Source organism: Phycisphaerales bacterium AB-hyl4, assembly GCA_041821185.1.
Taxonomy (GTDB): Bacteria; Planctomycetota; Phycisphaerae; order Phycisphaerales; family Phycisphaeraceae; genus Natronomicrosphaera; species Natronomicrosphaera hydrolytica.
Genome location: JBGUBD010000020.1, coordinates 28,605 through 46,010, shown reverse-complemented (window position 1 = coordinate 46,010; position 17,406 = coordinate 28,605). Strand labels below are relative to the sequence as shown.

At 60.6% G+C, this 17,406-nt stretch carries 12 protein-coding genes and 1 tRNA gene; 8 read left to right on the top strand and 5 right to left on the bottom strand.

Features of this window, described 5'->3' with window-relative positions; all coding sequences use genetic code 11:
• Positions 1–243 precede the first annotated feature (243 nt).
• Positions 244–1,668 carry an SH3 domain-containing protein gene (locus ACERK3_19210; protein MFA9480403.1) on the bottom strand — a complete coding sequence of 475 codons (1,425 nt, stop codon included), beginning with the start codon at positions 1,666–1,668 and terminating at the stop codon, positions 244–246.
• Between the two features lie 389 nt (positions 1,669–2,057).
• Here ACERK3_19210 and ACERK3_19205 point away from each other — a divergent pair.
• Positions 2,058–2,131, top strand: a tRNA-Pro gene (locus ACERK3_19205).
• 680 nt (positions 2,132–2,811) lie between these two features.
• Here ACERK3_19205 and ACERK3_19200 read toward each other — a convergent pair.
• A complete protein-coding gene (locus ACERK3_19200; protein ID MFA9480402.1) occupies positions 2,812–3,105 on the bottom strand; it encodes a hypothetical protein in 294 nt (97 codons plus the stop codon).
• Positions 3,106–3,293: 188 nt separating this feature from the next.
• Between ACERK3_19200 and ACERK3_19195 the strand changes: the two genes are divergently transcribed.
• The 7 genes from ACERK3_19195 to ACERK3_19165 all read left to right on the top strand — a co-directional run bounded on the left by ACERK3_19195 (position 3,294) and on the right by ACERK3_19165 (position 10,575).
• On the top strand, positions 3,294–4,175 hold the full coding sequence (locus tag ACERK3_19195) for a LamG-like jellyroll fold domain-containing protein (protein ID MFA9480401.1): 882 nt from the start codon (positions 3,294–3,296) through the stop codon (positions 4,173–4,175).
• Between the two features lie 60 nt (positions 4,176–4,235).
• Positions 4,236–5,336, top strand: coding sequence for a substrate-binding domain-containing protein (locus tag ACERK3_19190; GenBank protein MFA9480400.1), 1,101 nt, complete (start codon positions 4,236–4,238; stop codon positions 5,334–5,336).
• A gap of 63 nt (positions 5,337–5,399) precedes the next feature.
• Positions 5,400–6,221 carry a DUF1559 domain-containing protein gene (locus ACERK3_19185; GenBank protein ID MFA9480399.1) on the top strand — a complete coding sequence of 274 codons (822 nt, stop codon included), beginning with the start codon at positions 5,400–5,402 and terminating at the stop codon, positions 6,219–6,221.
• A 132-nt stretch (positions 6,222–6,353) separates the two neighbouring features.
• Entirely contained in the window at positions 6,354–8,903 is a 2,550-nt protein-coding gene (locus ACERK3_19180; GenBank protein ID MFA9480398.1) for a sugar-binding protein, read from the top strand.
• 43 nt (positions 8,904–8,946) lie between these two features.
• A complete protein-coding gene (locus tag ACERK3_19175; protein ID MFA9480397.1) occupies positions 8,947–9,687 on the top strand; it encodes a LamG-like jellyroll fold domain-containing protein in 741 nt (246 codons plus the stop codon).
• Between the two features lie 214 nt (positions 9,688–9,901).
• Positions 9,902–10,354, top strand: a complete 453-nt coding sequence (locus tag ACERK3_19170) for a hypothetical protein (protein ID MFA9480396.1) — start codon at positions 9,902–9,904, stop codon at positions 10,352–10,354.
• Positions 10,351–10,575 (top strand): polysaccharide lyase, encoded by a 225-nt coding sequence (locus ACERK3_19165; protein ID MFA9480395.1) that lies wholly within the window; start codon positions 10,351–10,353, stop codon positions 10,573–10,575. The genes ACERK3_19170 and ACERK3_19165 overlap by 4 nt, the downstream gene beginning before the upstream one ends.
• A gap of 144 nt (positions 10,576–10,719) precedes the next feature.
• Here the strand turns inward: ACERK3_19165 and ACERK3_19160 are convergent, their stop codons facing one another.
• The 3 genes from ACERK3_19160 to ACERK3_19150 form a co-directional block, all read right to left on the bottom strand.
• On the bottom strand, positions 10,720–13,383 hold the full coding sequence (locus ACERK3_19160; GenBank protein ID MFA9480394.1) for an EAL domain-containing protein: 2,664 nt from the start codon (positions 13,381–13,383) through the stop codon (positions 10,720–10,722).
• Between the two features lie 409 nt (positions 13,384–13,792).
• The gene (locus ACERK3_19155) at positions 13,793–14,866 is read right to left on the bottom strand and encodes a M20/M25/M40 family metallo-hydrolase (GenBank protein ID MFA9480393.1); all 1,074 of its coding nucleotides are present in this window, start codon (positions 14,864–14,866) and stop codon (positions 13,793–13,795) included.
• A 108-nt stretch (positions 14,867–14,974) separates the two neighbouring features.
• Positions 14,975–17,383: a glycoside hydrolase family 2 TIM barrel-domain containing protein gene (locus tag ACERK3_19150; GenBank protein MFA9480392.1), complete on the bottom strand. Its 2,409-nt coding sequence runs from the start codon at positions 17,381–17,383 to the stop codon at positions 14,975–14,977.
• Between the last annotated feature and the right edge of the window lie 23 nt (positions 17,384–17,406).

Below are 17,406 nucleotides of genomic sequence, written 5' to 3'. Positions count from 1 at the left end.
CCTTTACGGCCGCGCCTCGGTGGGTGACCGTTTTGTTGTGGCAAAAGCGACCCTCGGCGGATCGCGACGTTGTCACTGTAGCCGGGTCGGCGCTGGGAGGCATCAACCGGCGGCAAGAAAAAGGCACCACGGTGGGTGGAGCATCACCGGGCCGGAAACCGAGCCAGCAACACAAGCGTTGCGTTACGACGCCGGCGAACGGCAACGCATCAGCGCTCGACGGTTGTGGTGTAGCAACGGCGATCAGTCGACTTCTGCCGACTCAAGCACGTCGATGCGGCGGACGTCGAACACACGCAGACGCAGGCCCGGATCGAGCCGACGGTCGCCCACGATGCCCACAACTCGGCCGAGCATGCGGCGGGGGTTCACCTGATCACCCGGCTCAACATAGCCCAGCGTACGGCCCGTTGCCGGGTCCACCACGCGGAACAACTGCGGCAGGTTTCGCCCGTCGTACACCGTCGACGCCAGCAGTTCGCCCACCGCATCGTAGTTCGGCCGACGGCGGTCACGCTCGCGCTGCCGTTCGTCCAGTTCGCGATCGGTGCGTGCGGACGCATCACGCAACTCGGCCACGCGGACCAGCGTCTCGGCGATGCGCTGATTGCGCTCAAGCAGACTCAGGCGATGCTCGATCAACCGCTGATCCCCAGTCGGCAGATCATCGTTGTTTGCCAACACTGCGCGGTAGTCAGCAATCATCCGCTCGAAAGGCTGCTCCTCCAGCGGCAAGTCAAACGCCGGCACGTGACGATGCTCCACCTCACGTAACGCTTCGGAAATCGCGGGCGTGTCTACCTCTTCACGCGGCTGCTCAGCGACGGCCTCCTCCGCCTCTGGCTCAGTGGCATTTTCGGTCAACGCTTCGTCGTCGGCAGTCGCATCCGCGTCGCCTTCATCGACCCGTTGGTCCGGCGTGGGCATGAGGCTGTCCTGATCCTCCTGGCCACTTTCGTCGCCGGCCAGCTCAGGCAGATCCTCCGACGTGACCGCTCCTTCAATGTCTGTTTCTGCTTCGCCGTTGGAGTCGGCAACCTCGACCGGCTGATCAGCTTCATCGTCGGCGACCTGCTCGGTCGGCTCCGCTTCCGTCGGCTGCTCCGGCTCGGCGGCAGGCTCCGCCTCCTGCTCGGCGGGCTGCTCCGGCTCTTGTGCCGCTTCCATGTCCGACGCTCGGCGGACCGAGCCCGGGGGCAGAAAGACGAACGTGCCCGCAGGCGGCTCGATCTTATAAAAGCTGCCTTCCTCGTCGACGATCCGCACCGCAGCGCCGCGGTTCAGCAGCGTCTGCTCGCGGTAGCTGTTGCCCGGCCCCTCCACGCTCGCGGCCGTGACGCGCGTGCGGTTGGAGTTGACCTCGCCCCGTCGGCCCTCGCCGCGGGCGTCAACAAACGCCTTGGAGATATAGCTGTGCACGCCTTCCGGGGGCACGACCTTCAGCCAGCCGAAGATGACTTCCTCGACTTCGACCAGAGCCCCGCGATCGAGTTCGCCGACGACGTAGTACGCTCGGCCGGCGCCGGCGCGGACCTGAACGTTGTCCTCGACCACAATCGCGGTGTAAGGCACTTCCTGTGCTGTCGCCGGCGTCGCCGCAGGCATCAGTAGCAGGCTGACGAGCAATACTGGCGCGAAGCGCCCCATCCAGCCACGAAACATCATCATGATGTCACTCCCCATCGAGCGTATGCGAGTTCATTACGTGCCAGACCTTCTATAACTGCCAAAAACGCCGCTGACGACGGCATCAACTTCAGTCCGGTCTGGCCGCCCAACGTGGGTGAATACAAGGTGCACCCATCCGTGGATACGATTGAAGCAGGCCGAAACGGTCGTCGGCCCATCCTGCAATCCGCCGAAAGTATCGCCAATACCCTGCACCGTCAAGATGGAGAAACCCGCGACCTCCACCAACCCCGTCGTTCAGCCGCCCGTTCCCGCCTGCGGTTTGCAGTGGAAGGGGTTGTCGCGTAGACTTTCCTGCTTGCGTTACGCAAGCGTGGCCCGGCACGATGGCCGCGCTGTTTGAAAATCAAACGCATCGCCACACACCTCGGGGTGTAGCTCAGCTTGGTAGAGCGCTTCGTTCGGGACGAAGAGGTCGCAGGTTCGAATCCTGTCACCCCGATTCCATAAAGCCCTAGATCGCAATGATTTAGGGCTTTTTTTACGCTCGCAGGTTGTGCCCCTTTGGCATTTGTACCCCCTGGTGTACCCCTTGGGGTGAAAATCTCAAAGGGGTACAGATTCGGCCGGCGGTGTTTAGGGGGTATCGGGCTCATGCCGGTAATGCCGTCGATCGCCATATATGGCGCATGCAGCACGTCAGACGCCAGCAGGGGCATGGCCTGCGCGTTGGTGCGTGTCACGTAATATAGTTGGCCGTCGCGGCGGCGGGGCTCCGTATCTCGTGCCATCAGGGGCAGCAGTTCCACCGGGCGGAAGCGCTCGTCGCGAGTGATGAACGCGTACGGGTTGCCATAGAGCAGCGCGTTCATGGTGTAGCCGTCCAGAATGAGGCCGGCGTCATATAGTCCGATGGATGGCGTAGAAGCTCGGCCACCGGGTGCGAATGGACGCGTTCGTTGCGTTCGCGGTCGATCACGTGCACCGGAAGCGTGGCGATGTCGCGCGTGATGCGTGAAACGCATCCGTCGTCGCATTGAAAACGTGGGGGGCACGATGGAGGTCGACAGCCAGCCGAGCGTAGGGACTCGCGTGATTTTGACCGTGCCATTCGACGGTGGTCCCCGCTAGCTGGCCGGTACATCCTCGTGGTGGCCGGACCATTTGTTCAATCATCCGCCATCACACCCCGGCGACCGCCGGGTCAATATTCAATTCATCCACTTTGCGCCACCGCCAGCCGGCGGCCCTGGTTCCTCGCTGGATCGCTGGACAAATTCGCCCCGGCTTCAACCCCACGGCCTGCTCGGCCACGGTCATGGTGACGGTGGGCACGGTCTTGTGCCTGCCGGTCTTCACGCGGCGGCGGGTGATGGTGGTGGCCGTCCAGTTGAGCATGCCCGGCGTCACCTTGGCAATGTCAGCCTGGCATGTCGATCCTTGGTTGCCAGGCACTGTCGAGTTGCTCAGGCTCATGGGCCGCCACCGCGCCTTTCTCCACACCTTCCCCTTTGAACGGCAAAAAAAACAAAAACTCTTGACGAGCCGAATCAAGGCAGGTAGATTGCACTCGAATCATACAGTTTTAATGCACAGGTCGAAAATCACTGTCGGCCGGCTTGAAAACGGCCATTGGATCCTCATTTCGACAAGGAGAATGAATAATGCTTCGACTTTCCATGGTTCGCTCGGCGATGACGGCTGTCCTTGGTGTTGGCTTGCTGGGTGCCCCGGCTTCCGCGGACGTCCTCTTCGTGCACAATTTCGATGATCTTGAGAGCGCCACGGCGGCGGAACGCCTGGCTGCAGACTTCGCCGTCGGTAGTGGTGAGGTGCAGGTGTTGAATCAGAGTGCAGGTGGGTTCCCCGATACCTCCGATGAGCAGGTGAAGTTCGGCACCGGCGCCTTCAAGGGCGACAGCGATGCGGCGAACCTGGGTTACAGTGCGTTGGGGAACTTTGAGTTCGATAAGGGGTCGTTCGAAGCCTGGGTTCGTCCGGGCGCGAGTGAAGACTTCCGCCTGTTTCGACTTGGACTGGATAACGGTGGAACGATGCAGTTGTCTGCCCTCAGCGGCGGCACGAGTTGGAGATTTCAGGTTTTCCCCAGCTATTCAGGGAGCGGGAACGGCAACATTAATGCCGGCGCTAACACCGTCGAGGCTAATGAGTGGCAACTGGTTTCTGTCGACTGGGACATGACATCGTCCGACGCGAGCGAACACCAGATCCGGATGTGGATCAATGGTGAATTTGCCGGAGAAGACACCGGCTTGCGTACGCCTTCAGGGTCGGTTTCACCCTCTGTGACGACTGAGAATGACATACTTTACCTGTTTACCGGAAATACAGGCGGTGCCGACCGCGGCCTGCAAGGCTACGGCGACAGCGTGCGGATCACCAATACGCTTATCAGCGACTTGTACGAGCTTGATGAAAACAACAACTACGAGGTGCCCGAAGGGGCATTCGTCCCCGAGCCGGCGAGCCTGTCGCTGCTCGGCCTCGGCGGTCTGATGATGCTCGCTCGCCGGCGGCGTGCATGATACTGTTGGGACTAGTCGCCGCAAGAGTCTGGTCGCTCGCATCCTTTGAGTAGTGCACCGATGCAAACCATTACGGAACAATCCGCAAGGCGCCGCAACCAGGTGATTCGTTACCTGGATCGGAAGTTGATCATGCTCGCCCCCGGTGAGGCGATGCCTTCGGTTCGCCAGATCATGAGCGACTGCGGCGTCAGTCAGCTTGTGGTCGAGCGGGCGGTCGGGACGTTGCGTGACGCGGGGCTGGTCGAAGCGTCGCCGCGTCGTGGTCTGTTCAAGAGTCGACACGCCATTGGTATGAGGGATCTGGCCAGTACGGTGGACATCATCCATTGCGCCACCGGCAACCCGCCCTGGCAGGATCGACACGACTTCACTGGTGAACTGATCTATGCCATCAGCGAATGCTGCGGCCAGCGCGGCCAGAGCATTCGCGTCACCATGGTCGAGCGTGACGGCTCAGACGAACAGTACGAGCAGTTGCTTGAACGGGCCGACGTCAAGGCATGCATCTTGTTTCAGCCATCCAGGAACGATTTGATCGAACGGGTTTTCGATCCGCACCACGTGCCCGCGGTCAACCTGATGCCCCGAAACGCTGAACTGCCGCGCTGCAGCGTCGTGGTGGATGCCCAGCATGGCGTAGCGATGCAACTGGAGCACCTGTGGTCGCTCGGCCACCGGCGTATTGGTTTTCTGGATCGACTTGCCCCGGGCAAGTATATGCGGACGTTCGCGCTCAGGCGGGAGCATTTCTATCGGATGATGGCGGAAAAGGGGCTGAAGGTATCGCCGACGTGGGTGCCGTATGCCGGGCGCACCTCGGCCGACGTATCGAAGGCGGTGGAAGCGATGTTGAACGATCCCGAGCGGCCGACTGCCATTATCGCTGGTGACACACACTTGGTGGCGGTCTACCAGACGTTGGCCCGACTCGGCTACTGGGTAGGCGAAAACTTCAGCGTGATCGGAACCGACGACCTTCCGGTGGCGGCGATGATGCACCCGCCGACGACCACGCTGCGTCACTCGCGCAAGGACCTTGCGAACATGGCGGTGTCCTTGCTGGAGCGTCGGTTGACCGGCCAGGAGGCCGACCAAGTGCAGGCATTGCAGACGAAACTGGTCGTACGAGCGTCGACCTGTTCCATCGACCCCTCATGATCTAATCGAAGGGCGGGTACGTGACTGTTGCGTTACGAACTCAATCGTGAAAGGACACTCGTCATGGTTCGACGACACACTTCGGTCGGCTTTACATTGATTGAGATTCTGGTGGTCATCTCCATCATTGCGTTGCTCATCGCCATTCTTCTACCGGCACTACAAGGCGCGCGAGCGGCGGCCCGCAGCGTTCAGTGCGCCAGCAACGTGCGGCAGGTCAACTTGGCGATGATTAACTACACCCATGAATGGCGCGACTACTTCCCGCCGGGCCGAACATACTCCGACCCCAATAACCACGAACTCAGGTGGCCCGTCATCTTGCGAGAGGAGGGCTATCTCCCCGGCCTGCCTGGCTGGAATACCGCGTCCCTTCGAGATCCCTCGTGGGCGGTCTTTGCCTGCCCGGAAGCGCCCAACAGGGCTTTGCCGCCTGATGACACGAACGGTATCCCTGGTTGGCGAGCTCGTTATATCTCGTACGGCTACAACTACCGGTTTATCGCCACATCTCGGGGCGTTGCGGGCGAGTCAAGTCATTCGGGCTGGACGGACCTTGCGCTGTGGTCGACACCAGCGAAGATGATGGAGATCGCCAACCCTTCCTCGACCATTCTCATGGCCGATTCGCTGGGCGCGACCGAAACTTTCATGCCTGACCCACTGGTGGGGTCGCTCCGGCTCATGAGCCACGCCTCTTCCTCGACTTCCAGCGCAAACCGTGGAATTCCTCACGCTAGGCACAGTGGCGCGGTGAACGTTTCCTGGGTTGACGGGCATGGTTCTACCGAGGCGTCTCCCAACCCTAGCGACCATACGGCGGTGTACGAAACAGACGTGTTTCGGCCGAATTGGTTTAACGACAACAACTGGGACCGTAAGTAGCCTTCTTTGAGAGACCCAGGCGTATTCACAACGTTTGACTTATTCTTTCACTGTTCACATTTAACCGGATAACATTTAATGCTTGGATATGAATTTCGGGCTGCGGCCCGCGGTTGGCGCTCGGTGTTTGTGGTGACAGGCTTACTTTATGCAGTAGCTTCCACGCATGCGATTTCGTCGGATCGGCAGGTGGACGTGTTGTCGTTCGACCAGCCGCCTGAGATCGACGGCCGACTAGATGACGACTGCTGGCAAGCGGGGCAGTGGTACAGCGATTTCATCCAGGTCGATCCCTCGCAGCAATCAGCCGAGGCGCAGACGCGCTTCAAGGTCGGCGCTGACGCGCATACGCTTTACATCGGTGCCGTGCTCGACCGCCCCGAGGGCGCGCCGCTGGTCACCGAGGCCAGCGAACGGGATGGTCCGGTGTGGCGCGACGACGCGATTGAGTTCATGATCGATCCGGCCCCTTCGGTCGATCAGTATGTGCATATCGTCGTGAATGCTGCGGGCGTGATCTATGACGCGCTGCGTGTACAGGGGGGCAATTTAGCGGATCGAACTGTCGACATCCATGCGGACGTCGCCACGCATGTTGAAGATGATCAGTGGTCGATCGAGATCGCCATTCCGCTGGCTGAATTGGGATTGAGTCCGGACACGACCGGGGACTGGGCCTTGAATGTCGCCCGCTCATCGCATGATGGTCCGTCGCAGACGGTCAGCAGTTACGCTCCAATTCGAGGAACGTTGCATCAGCCGCACCGATTCGTGCCGCTTGTGCTGGAGAATCTCGATGCCACGCCGTTCCAATGGGCGGTGGCTTCGCAAGGCCAGTCGCGGGTGGTGGAAGACCAAGGGCAGTTGTTTCTGGAGACAGGCGTTTCCGTGCGCAACGAAACAGATCGTTATGAGTTTTTCCGAATGCGGTTCGGCCTCAATCAGGGCGAAAGCAGGCTGGGTGAACTGACTGAATTGCGCGGGTTGGATGCCGGAGCCTCACGCGTCTATCAGGTGCGTATTCCTTTTGAAGGCGAAGGAAATGTGACGGTCGACGTCGCTCTGGAAAATGTGCGGACCGATGTTCTCGTACGGCGTCACCAGTACGCAGCGCAATTGCATTACACTCCGTTGAAAATCACCTTGAGTGCGCCATCGTATCGCAACACGATTTACGACACGCAGTCGTTGGATGAGCTCCGAGGAACGGTGGAGATCAATCTTTCTTCAGAGCGGCTTGCCCAGAGCGAACTGGCGGTGCTGCTGCTCGACGCGGACCGACAGGCGATTGAAACGACGACGATCACTTCGCCGAAGCGGAACGTGGACTTTGAAATGCCTTTACCCGCCGACCTTCCGCAAGGCGAGTACCACGTGGTGGCCGAGCTGACCACGCCGGAGCGCGACGACGCCTACGAAGCAGGCACGGCGTTGCGTCGACTTGGACCGCCGCCTGCCGGTGGACGTGAGGTCCGCCTTGATGCGAACAAGGTCACGTTGGTCGATGGGGAGCCGTTCCTGCCGATGGGGGCGATGGGCATTCGGCCGCATGATGATATGGAAGTGGTGGCGAAACAGGGATACACCGTCGTCTTTGAATATGCGTTCTACTGGTGGGATGAAAGCGAGCAGCAGGCCTGGCTCGACCGCGTGCATGACAATGGCCTCATGGCCATGATCTATCCGTATCCCGATCCGGTGATGGTGCGTGACGGTCGCCCGCAGCAGCCGGTGAGTGATGAGGAAGAACAGCAGATTCGCACGTTCATCAACCGCTGGAAAGATCATCCTGCGTTGTTGGCCTGGTATCTGGCCGACGAGCCGGAACTGCACTCGACCTTGCCCGAACGGCTCGAAAAGGTCTATCAGATCTGCCAGGAGGAAGACCCATACCGTCCGACGGTGGTGCTGAATAATACGTTCAGCGGCGTTGACATTTACGGTGCGTCGGCTGACATCCTGATGCCCAACCCGTTCCCTGGGTTTTATGAAGATGGCGGGGCACGTCGGCACATGGAGTACATCTATCGCCTTGTGGGCCATGCGGGCGAGGCGGTGGATGGCTCGCGCGGTGTGTGGGTCACGCCTCAGGCTTTCAGTTGGGCTGACCTTCGTGATGAACGACAGGATGAACGCGCCCCTACGTTTCGCGATCTGCGCAACATGAACTATCAGGCCGTCGTCGCGGGCAGTACGGGACATATTCCGTTTGCATACAACCGGGGGCGGCGGCATCCGGCTATTCGCCTTGGCCTCGGCTATCTTGCCACGGAAATGGCTCTGCTCAAGGACGCTGTTCTCGCAGTGGATAGCGCCAGGCAACTGGATGTCTCGGCGGCCGACGGGCAGGTGCTGCACACCCTCCGCCAAGCGAATGATCAGTACTATCTGTTTGTCGTCAATGTGTCCGACCAAGCGCAGGAACTGACGGCGACGCTGCCATCTGATGCACCGACGCAATGGTACGTCGTCTCTGAAGATGATTCGCTTCAGTTGGAAGAGGGACGGCGTCTGAACGAAACGCTGTCGCCGCTGGCGGTGCGGATTTACACAACCGACGGGGATATCGCCGGCACGCTCAGTGTGGAACGAATGCAAAGCGCTATTGACAACGCGCCGACCTTCGACGACCCCGACGAGCCGATGCCAGAGGCAGAAATCAAAGCGATTACAGAGTTCTGAATCGTGTCCAAATGAAAACTGCGAATGATGTGGAGAAGTATTGATGAGATATGAGATTTACCTGCTTGTCGGGATTGTCAGCGTCATGGGCGCGCTGGCCACAACCGAAGCCGGCGCGATTGATGGTCCGCCCGGACAGGTGTTCGCTCACTGGTCGTTCGACGAGAAGGACCAGGATGGCGACATTATACGCGACCTCGGGCCGCATGGCTTTCACGGCACGATCAAGAGTCAGAATGACACCTCGCTCGAACCGGTGGAAGGCGTACGCGGCCAGGCGTTGCGGTTTCCCGACAATCACCAGTCGTGGATTGAATTGACCGAGGGATTCCAACTCGAACCGCCGTTTACGATCACCGCGTGGGTGAAGATCGTCAGCAGGCGAAGCACGATGGAAATCCTGGGGCAGAAAGCCCATAGCTGGGACGAAGGCATGCGGTTTGTTTTCAGCCTTCGCCGGATGTTCTTCGAGTACAGCGATGGCGATGAAGATATCCAGGTGAGAAATGACGTTCACCAGACCTCGGGCGATCAATGGGCGTTCGTGGCTGTGGTTCATGACGGCCAGGACGTTGCCTTGTATGTCGATGCCGAGCAGATTCAGAAAGAGCGGGCCGCTCCCGCCGTGCCCACCAGCCGACGCGCGTTGATCGGCAACTACGTGGTGCAGAAGGAGACCTACGGGTTTGTGGGCACGATGGATGAACTGATCATTATGGACGAGGCGCTCTCGTCAGAGCAGCTGGTCGAACTTGGCTTGTGGGTCCTCGCGGATGGATCGTGAGCCAGTGCGGTGACAAAACGAGTGGGTGATCTACCCTTGCTGCGGGCGCATTATCGACTATTATCGAGGTTGAGTTCCGTTTAGTGGTAATCGGCGTGCAAAAGGGACACACCTCGGCGGGTAGATCGGCATCGAAAAGGGACACACCGTAGCCGGCTCTAAGCTGGCGGCCTGACGAATGGCCGTCGGCGAAAGGAGCCAGAAGGTGCTTACGGTGAACGAATTCGCACGCATTCGTAAAGCGCATCGGGACGGGATGGGCATCCGGGCGATGGCCCGCCAGTTCGACCACTCGCCCAAGACGATCCGCAAGGCGCTGGCCGATCCGGAGCCCGCGCCGTACACGCTGAAGCAACCGCGGTCGGCACCGAAGCTCGGGCCGTTTCATGCGGTGATCGAGCAGATTCTGCGCGACGGGGAGCAGGCCCCGCCGAAGCAGCGGCGCACGGCGATGCAGATCTACCGGCGTCTGTGCGAGCCGGAGCATGGCTACACCGGCGGCTATGACCAGGTGCGTCGATATGTCGGCCAACGGTGTGAGGCGGCGCGTCAGACGTTCATTCCGCTGGCGCACGATCCGGGGCGTCGCCTGGAGGCAGACTTCGGCCACATCTACGTCGACTATCCCGACGGCCGGCGGCAGGTGCCGGTGCTGCTGACGACGTGATCGTACTCGCAGGCGAAGTTCGCGATGGCCATGCCGACAATTTGGAGTTTCGCAGCGTCGACAGTGACCAATCGCTTATCCAGCGATTGCTGTTCAGCACATTTCATGGCGGCAGCGATCCCGACTGGGCTCCTAAAGATGAGGCGGACAACTACGTCGCCGTTCACGCTTACTATGACAATTTCGCGGTTCACAACGAGCGGTATGTTCGTGGCCGTTGAGCCGATGAAACCACGTTCTTTGTTCGCCTCAGCGATTGGTGCAGTGCGGAAACACATACCCAATGGGCGGCAATCCGTTGGCATGCACGACGAATTTGAATGAAACGAGCCGGAGGCAACGGTTCGACGGCTTTTGCGTTTGATTCAGCAGCCGGCCACCTGCGCCTTGTGCTTGTTGATAAATGCCACAACATGATCTGCGGGCAAGGGACGGGCAAAAAGGTAGCCCTGTGCGAACTGGCAGTCCAGCGACTGTAGTATCGCGACCTGCTCATCGGTTTCCACGCCTTCGGCAATGAGGGTCATGTTCAGGTTGTCAGCCAACGTGATGATGGCGTTGACCATAGCAGTGAACTCGCGGCCACGATGGAGGTTTGCGACAAAGGAGCGGTCGACTTTCAAGACGTCCACATGGAACATGTGCAGATTGGCCATGGCTGCGTAGCCTGTGCCGAAGTCGTCAAGGTCGATTTTGAAGCCGAATGCCTTAAGCGACTTAATTATCCTGGCGGCTTGGTCCGGATCCAGTGTGATTGTGGTTTCAGTGATTTCGAGATGGATGGCGGACGGGTCGACGCCCTCTTCACGCGCAATGCTGTTCAGGCGCTCCGCCAATTCGGGCACGGCGAGTTGAGTCCGAGAGAGGTTTACACTGAGAGAAGGAATAGCCTCTCTGCCGAGAGTCTGCCACCATACTGCAAGTTGTTGGCAGGCGCGCCGAAAGACCCATTCACCGAGCACCACCATCAGGCCGGTGTCCTCGGCGACGGGGATAAATTCGCCCGGCGGGATGAGGCCCTCTTGCGGGTGCTGCCAGCGTACCAACGCTTCGAAACCACGGAGCCGCCGGGTTTCCAGCGATACGATTGGTTGATATTCCAGGTGAAACTGGTCTGTCTCAAGGGCTAGACGGAGGCCGACTTCCAACTCAGCTTTGCGCTGGACACGACGAAGCATGGACGCATCGAAAAGCGCAGTTCGATTTCGGCCGGCGGATTTCGCTTCGTACATGGCAATGTCCGCGTCGCGCAGAACGTCTTCGGCACGCTCGTGCCCGAAGGCACTGGTCACGATGCCGATGCTGGCGGTGCTGACAATGCGATGGTGGCGGATCTGGTAGGGGGCATCGAGGGCCTTCAGCACGCGATCCGTTACGGTCTGCACCTCCGTCACTGTGCGAAGGCTGTCGAGAAGCACCACAAACTCGTCGCCGCCGAGGCGGGCCGCGGTGCCTTTTTGCGTTGGTCGGCCGACGGTGTCGGCAGATCGCACGGCGGTTTGCAATCGCAGCGCGATTTCCTGCAGCAGCAGATCGCCGACTTCGTGGCCGAGGCTGTCGTTGACCATTTTGAAGCGGTCGAAGTCGAGGAACAGAACGGCATAGCATGATTCGCTACTGCGCTTGTTTCGCTCGATGGCCTGCTGTAGCCGGTCCATAAGCAGTGCCCGGTTGGGCAGGCCTGTGAGTTTGTCGATCCGGGCCGCGGCACGCAGTTCATCCTCCAAGCGTTTGCGATCAGTGACATCCTGGATGGAGCCGGACATGCGGATGACTTGCCCGCACTCATTTTTCTGCGATGCAGCCCGAACATGGAACCAGCGGTAGTCGCCTGCGACGGTGCGCAGACGGTAACGCAGGTCGAACTTTTCGCCGTTGTGAATGTGTTGGTCCAGTGCGGCGAGCACCAGCTCGCGCTCGTCAGGGTGTAATCGCTCGGCCCATACGTCAAACGTCCCTGCGGGCAATTCGTCTTGAGCGGTGAAACCCAGTAGTTCCCAGAACCGAGGGGCGAACCAGATTTCACTGCTGCCGACCCACCAATCGAACAGGCCGTCGCTGGTCCCGGTGACGGCGGCCTCAAAGCGATCGGTTACCTGTTCGAGCCGGGCTTCGACCTGTTTCATGAGATCGATATTCGTGGCTGTGCCCAGCCACCGGACCGTTTCGCCCGACGCGTCGCGCAGGGGTAACGCTCGGCCGAGCATCCATTGGTACACCCCGTCGGCTCGTCGCACGCGGTATTCCATCTCAAACACCCCGTCGTCGCGGACGGTCTGCTCTGCTTGCTCGTTGATGTTATCCAGATCGTCAGGGTGTAAGGCCTGTGTCCACCCAAAGCCAAGCGACTCTGCCGCCGACAGGCCTGTGAAGTCAACCCATTGCTTATTGACGTGAAGACAATATCTGTCCGGTTGAAGAATCCAGACGAGTTGCGGCAGCGACTCAAGCAGCGTGTGCGACTCTTGCTCGATCTGCTTTCGCTGCCGCTGGGTGAGAAGGAGAGAGACAAGATTGGCAATCGAGAGGGTAAAGGTTTGTTCGAGGCTGGTCCATGAGCGTTGAGGGCCGACGTGTTCCAGGCACAGGACGCCGTCGACTTGTCCGCCACGAAGTTGGATCGGAGCGTCCAGCATCGAGTTGATGCCCAGCGGGTCGAGATAAGTTTGCGAGAACTCGCAGGTACGCGGATCGGCATGCGCATCGTCCGCGCAGATCACTTCACACTCGGCCATCGCCTGAAAGTACCGGGGGTATTGCGCAGCATGCAATTCGCAGCCGGCTGAGTGTCGCTGTTGCGAGGATTCGTACAGGTCGTGGCAGACGATGGCGTTGCCGGTGTCATTTACTCGCCAGATGCTGGCGCGTTCAATGTTGAGGGTCTCTGCGACGGTGCGGGTGATCTCGCGGAAAACGGCGGGCAACTCCAGTGTCTCCGAGGCGAGGATCCGCATCAGCGAGGTGAGGGCCGTGTGCTGCCTGGTGATTTGGACGTCCGCCTCGGTCGAATCGGCTGTCGCACCGGGCAAGGATATTCCGCGGCAGTGGTGCCGGTGGAGAGGCCCCTCGCTCGCGCCGGGGTGATTGGAGTTAGGGTTTTCGAGCATCCGCAATTGCTTTCTGACAGATCCGAACGTATGGCGGCGCTCGCGAGAGCCTGGTCTCCGAGCGTGCTAGCTTCTTATCGACCAGACGCAGTCGATAGTTGATGATCGGCCGGGCGAACAGATGTGTTTGCTACCGAGGGTTGTTAACGCTTGCGCCGCTCGTAAGGGTTGTTCAGCGGCCGACATCGGACAAGACGTGGCGGTTATCCGTAAGGCGACTTCCTAAACGCAGACCACGCCGACGGGCTCAAGGAACACCTGCGGGGACGCGTGCATGTAATGATTGTGAAGCGGGCCCGCATCACGTGGGGCGCTTCGCGTTGACGTCTATCTACACCGGTACTGCGAAGCGCTGCCCCTTCTCGATGCGGCGGGCGACGGCGGCCAGCAGGTCGGCGATGCGCTGCATGTCCCGCAGGTCGATCATCTCCACCGTCGTGTGCATGTAGCGGTTGGGCAGGCCCAGCACCGAGCAGGGAATGCCGCCTTCCTTGCTGTAGTAGGAAAGGGCGTTCGTGCCGCCGGCGATGCCGAAGGCTTCGTACTGGATGGGGATGTCCGCCTTGTCGGCCACGGAGGCGATTAACGCGTTGAGCGCCGGGTGATTCTCCCGGCCGACCGAGAGCGTCGGGCCGTGTCCCATCTTCACTTCGCCGTGCTCTTTCATGTCCACGCCCGGCGAATCGGTAGCGTGGGTGACGTCGACGACCACGGCGGCGTCGGGCTTGAGGTTGGCGGCATTCATGGCGGCCCCAGCCCCACCGACTTCCTCCATCACGCTCGAACAAGCATAGACGGCACACTGCAACTCGTCGCGGTGCTCGGCCGCTAGGCGCAGTGCCTCGATCGCACACCAGGTTCCCACGCGATTGTCGAACGCCCGGGCCACGCCGACGTGTTCGCTGAGCATCTCGAAGCCATCGGTGAAGGTGACCGTGTTGCCTACCTGCACACGCCGGCGAGCATCGTCGCCGTCGGCGGCGCCGATGTCGATGAACAGTTCGGGCCACTTGGGCACCTTCTTATCCTTGTCATCGCGCGACTGGAGGTGGATGGCCGTCGCGCCGGTGACGCCGCGAACCGGGCCTTGGTTTGTGTGAACGTCCACCCGCTTGCCTCGCACCAGGGCCGGGTCGACGCCACCGATCTTCTGCACGTAGAGAAAGCCCTTGTCGTCGATGTACTTGACCATCATGCCCAGTTCGTCGGCATGGCCGTCGAAGACGACCTTCGGATCACCGTCTGGATTCACCACGGCCACGGCGTTGCCGTAGGCGTCGGTCGTAACTTCGTCGGCGAACTGACGGGCATAGTCGCACCACACCTTCTGGCCCGGGGCCTCGAAGCCGCTGGGGCTGGTGGTGGCCATGAGGTTCTTGAAGAATTCATAGGATTCGCTTCGCATGATCCATGCTCCTGGTTAAACGCTGCTTCCGTGGTTTTCGCGTTACGTACGTTTCGGATGCGCTTGCGAGTCGCTCAGCTTGCAGGTCGCGCGCTCTTTACATTGCGTTCATCGCAGCGTGATGCCCAACTCCTGCCAGAACAGCGTGGTCTCGACTGGGTCCTTGTCGCGAAGCCAGAACAATGTCATCGGCGGTTCCCCCGGTAGCTGTGTGCTTGCTTGTTCGGTCAGGTAGGCCCGCAACGTATTCGCGTCGAGCTCAGCCGAGGGTTCGCCGACGGGGTTGTCCAGGTAACTCAGCATGTTCTCAAGCAGGAATTGCCCAGCCGTGCTGGTCGCGTCGAGATTCAAACCGCACACGAGCAGCCGACCCTTGCCGATCGCCAGTTCAAACAGCCAGCCCCATCGCCGACAGGTGTGGGCGGGGTCGAAATCTTTCTTGCCGAACTTCGCGACCTCCATCCGGTCGCGTACAGGCCGGTCCACACCCAGAACGATCGGCCGAATCGGGACAGGGAAGCTGTCCAGATTGATCTTGGCGCCCAGGTGCAGTAGCGGTGCGATCTGCCAGTCGGCCACCCCGTCATGGGGTAGAGCGCCAATCGCCGGGTGCTCACGTACGACCGCGCCGAGGTTGTCGCCACGGTCCCAGATCACGCCTTTCATTAACTCACGTCGGCCGGTGAAGTCCATTGCCGGGCGCGGCTGGGTTTCGTCGAAGAGGTGGTCGGGCCGATACAGCCAGAGGCGGTGCTCCCCACCCGCGATCGCTTCGAGTGTCTGAGGTGTCAGTTCACGAATGATGCGCGGATCCTGCATGGCCATGGGTTGCTCGCCGCGCACCGGCAGAATCCACACCTTCCACCGATTGCTCACCGCTTCGCCGGCCTGGTCTTTCAGCGTGAGCGTAAGCTCGGCTTCCTGTGCGTCGGCCCCGGCGGGCACGGTCAGCACCGCTTCGCCCAGGTCATGTCGCTCACCCGGCGCGAGCGATTCAAACGGGCCGAAGTCGCATTGGGCGAGAACCTGTTCGCCGCCGCGCAACGTCGCCTGCATGGTGGCTGCGCGAAGGGGCTGCTTACCGTAATGCGACAGATAGGCTGGCAGGCGCACGGTGCTGCCCGCCTTGTAGCTGCGTTCGGGGCCGAAGCGGACGAGCAGGGCGGTGTCGCCGTTGAAGCGGGCGAAGTCGCTGGCGTTCCAGTGGATTGGATCGTCGAATGCGTCAAGCAGGCCGTTTGTGTTTTCGTATTTCCAGCAGTCCGACATCTGCAGCATCTGGTAGCCCTGCAGCACGGGGTTGAGCCGAATCGATTCCAGCACATGCCGCTGCGCCAAGCCCTGGAACCGTTGGGACGCGCGGCGAAGCTCCGGCTCATCCTGGTCGATGCCCTTCTCCCGGTATAGTTCCCGCAGTCGGTTGATCCACCATGGCAACTCGGCCGCTGAGTGATCCGGATCAGGCTGAACCTGGTCGTGCCATCGACGCCATTTCTGTTCCAGCTGGTCGAGATCGCGCATGGCGATGTAGTGGCACACCTCGTGCGCCATCACCGGCCGCAGCGGACGTTCGACGCTTCCGGCCTCGCCGGGTGCCGCTGGGGGCGTCTGGCAAAAGCCTTCCAACTCGAATCCCTGAATGCGGTCGAACATGTCTGCGTGATCGCCATACGGAAAGAAGTAAGCGACGTGCTGGCAGTAGACGTCCGGGCTCGGCCGATCGGGTTGGCCCCAGCCGCAGTTGTCCATCACCATTGGCGCGGGGTCCCACTGCCGCGCCTGTTCGATCATCGCCTGAATCTCGGGAAACTTGCCCGCCTCACGGATTTCATTGCCCAGGCAGTAAACGGCTACCGACGGATGGCGACTGATGCGGCGAATCGTTCGCTCCCAGAGCGCTTGGTCAAAGTGAAATCCGTCATTCTTGTATTTGAACCCCAACTCCACCTGCACCGCCAGGCCCAGTCGATCCGCCGCATCGAGGTAGGTCTCGCTGGGGATGGTCGAGTGCCAGCGGACGTAGTTGAAGCCGAAGTCCCGCACGGCACGAATGTTCTTCTCGTCGGCGGCCTGATCCGTCAGGCCGGTAAGGTTCGGGTGATCATGGGCAGTGATGCCGCGAATGCAGCCGCGGGCGTAGAAGGGGTGGCCGTTGAGACGGATCTGCCCCTCCTCGGTCGACCACCAGCGCAGTCCGAACGTATGATCTAACGCGATGGCTTGTTCGCCGGCCTCGATGCGGCCCATCAAGCGGTACAACTGAGGTTGGTCGATCTCCCACCACATTCGGGGCAAGCCGGCAGGCCAGTCGATACGCAAACGTTCGGGGCCCACCATCGTGGCGGTATCAATTGAATGCCGCGCCTGGCCATCCGGCGTCTCAATGGTGATGTCGATCTTGGAGAGATCGCCCGCATTGGATTCAGGTAGCCATAATTCTAGTTGTTGGGCACTGGGCTCGCGCAGGATGATTCCTATAGCGGCGTCCACGGTTTTTTCAGGTTGATTTACTTCCACGATCGATTCCGCCGTAACTGGAG